Raw genomic sequence first — 2,120 nt, forward strand, 5'->3', positions numbered from 1 at the left:
CCACGGGCGCGGGCCCACCCACCGGGTGCGCGCGCGGGCCCCCCGCCCCCCCCACCGGGTGCGCGCGCGGGCCCCCCGCCCCCCCCGCGCGGCGCGGCGCGGGGGCGGGCCGCGCCGCGCGGGGGCGCGCGGGGGGGCGGGGGGCCGGGCGCGGGGCCCCCCCCCGGCCGGAGCTGCCGCCGGACGTATGGATCTCGTTCACGGTGGCGACCGACGCCGTCGGCTGAGCGCCGCACACGGCGAGGCCGGCCCGTCCGTGCGGCCGGCCTCGCGGTTGTGTTCCTTTCCTCGGTCTTCTCTCCCGTGGCTCTTCTAGGGGACGGGTGCGCTCTTCGCCGCTGTACCGGCGCACATGAGCCCCAGGATCACGGCCAGGGCACCGATGATGATGTTGTTGAGCACGACGCCGGTGTCCGGGCTGCTGCCGACGATCCAGGGCGCGATGATCATCCACACGCCCATCGCGCACATGGCCCAGCTGAGGCCGTACATACGCGCCGGGGCCGTGGTGAATCCCAGGGCCAGCAGGCCTATCGCTATGCCCACGATCAGGTTGTGCGTGGCGAGTGCGGGCTGGCTCGTCGAGTAGTGGAGGATCCAAGGGGAGGCCGCGCAGTACAGACCGAGGAGGAACACCGGTCCGTCCACGAGCGCGACATCACGCCCGCCGAGCATGCGGGCGTACCGCGCCCGCATTTCGGAGACATCGGGGTGGCTTGTTATGTCACCTCTGTGCGAGACGTTGGCCATGACTCGTCTCCTTTGACTAGCAGGCCTGACCGCGTCCGGTGCGGTGCGGTAAGCACCGTGTGGATACATTCTGCCCTTATTTCAGCTTTATCTGTAGAGGTGAGGCGGTTTCCATGTCCGGCCGAGAGGCGAGTTCGCACCCCCGAAGAGCGCCGACTCTCTCCGGGGGTGCCATCAGGCGCCGGGAGTACCGGACCCCCCGCCGGCGGGCGTCCGGTCGTCCGGGCCTGCGGCATCCTCTTCCGGCGCCAGTGCCGGTGCGGATGCGCGAGCCCGCTCCGCGTCGACGATCGCCTGCCACACCCGCGGCGGAGGCCGGACCAGGCGGTCGCCGGGCGAGGCCGCCCTGGCGGCGGCCACCACCCGCCGCAGCGCGGCCAGCGCTTCGCGGCACCGAGCGCACTCCGACAGGTGCGCCAGAGCCGCGGCCTGGGCCCCGTCCCGCGCGGCCCGCTCCTCGTCGAGCGCGATCGACGCCAGGTCGTCGGGCGGGACATGGCCGCCCCCGTGGTCGCCCATGCTCCACCTCCCGTGGCCGCCCTTTTGTCCCGCTCTTCCGGTGCTCTCTTCCCGTGCTCTCTTCCGGTGTGCTCTTCCGGTGCGGGCACCGGAGCGGATGCGCCGCGGCCGGACGGGGCGGGCTACGGCGTGCAGCGTTTCTGCATCGAAAAAGCGCGCGTCCAGGGCTCATCCGTTCGCGCGCGAGTCCTCCTCGGCCCGCGCCTGCTCCTCGAAACGGCACCGCAACCGGTGCAGCCCGCGCCGCGCGTGACTCTTCACCGTGCCCAGCGGCCACCCCGTGCGCGCCGCGATCTGGGTCTGTGTCAGGTCCTCGTAGAAGGCCATGCGCAGCACCCGCTGCTGCGCTGCCGGGAGTCCGGCCAGCTCGTGCCGGACCAGTACGCGGTCCAGAACGGCCTCGGGCCGTCCGGCCGGGACGCCCTCCGGGGTGAGGGCCGACCCGGCGGCGGCGACCAGTTCGCCGCGCCTGGTCCGGGCCGCCAGCGCGTCGGCCACCTTGCGCCGGGTGATGCCCACGATCCAGGCGGCCAGCGGGCCCCTCTCCGGCCGGTAGCCGTGCCGTCCGCGCCACACGCCGAGGAACACCTGCTGGGTGACGTCCTCCGCCTCGCCGTCGTCGCCCAGCGAGCGCCGGGCCAGCGTGTACACCAGGGCGGACCAGCGGTGATAGGCCTCGGCCAGGCAGGCGTCCTCGCCCGCGGTCAGGCCCCGGGCCAGTTCCTCGTCGGCGAACGACTCCTCGACCGGGGCCCACAGGGGCGCGTCGGCGGCCGGAACCCGGGACGTGTCCCGGGCCGCGGCAGCGGTGACGGCCGGATACGAGGTCATGACCACGGCTCCGCACGGGG

The 2,120-nt window shown here is 74.2% G+C and carries 3 protein-coding genes; all 3 read right to left on the minus strand.

What is annotated here, in order from left to right; translation table 11 throughout:
- Positions 1–312 precede the first annotated feature (312 nt).
- Positions 313–750, minus strand: coding sequence for an SPW repeat protein (locus tag ACFW2E_RS45705; protein WP_384477771.1), 438 nt, complete (start codon positions 748–750; stop codon positions 313–315).
- 174 nt (positions 751–924) lie between these two features.
- Positions 925–1,269 (minus strand): hypothetical protein, encoded by a 345-nt coding sequence (locus tag ACFW2E_RS45710; RefSeq protein WP_384477774.1) that lies wholly within the window; start codon positions 1,267–1,269, stop codon positions 925–927.
- A 168-nt stretch (positions 1,270–1,437) separates the two neighbouring features.
- Positions 1,438–2,100: a sigma-70 family RNA polymerase sigma factor gene (locus tag ACFW2E_RS45715; RefSeq protein ID WP_384477777.1), complete on the minus strand. Its 663-nt coding sequence runs from the start codon at positions 2,098–2,100 to the stop codon at positions 1,438–1,440.
- Positions 2,101–2,120 lie beyond the last annotated feature (20 nt).

The sequence above is a fragment of the Streptomyces sp. NPDC058964 genome, assembly GCF_042741275.1.
Taxonomy (GTDB): domain Bacteria; phylum Actinomycetota; class Actinomycetes; order Streptomycetales; family Streptomycetaceae; genus Streptomyces.

What these genes read in the sequence shown, in the direction of transcription:
- ACFW2E_RS45705 (WP_384477771.1), bottom strand. Translation starts at nt 750, where the DNA reads ATGGCCAACGTCTCGCACAGAGGTGACATAACAAGCCACCCCGATGTC.
- ACFW2E_RS45710 (WP_384477774.1), bottom strand. Translation starts at nt 1,269, where the DNA reads ATGGGCGACCACGGGGGCGGCCATGTCCCGCCCGACGACCTGGCGTCG.
- ACFW2E_RS45715 (WP_384477777.1), bottom strand. Translation starts at nt 2,100, where the DNA reads ATGACCTCGTATCCGGCCGTCACCGCTGCCGCGGCCCGGGACACGTCC.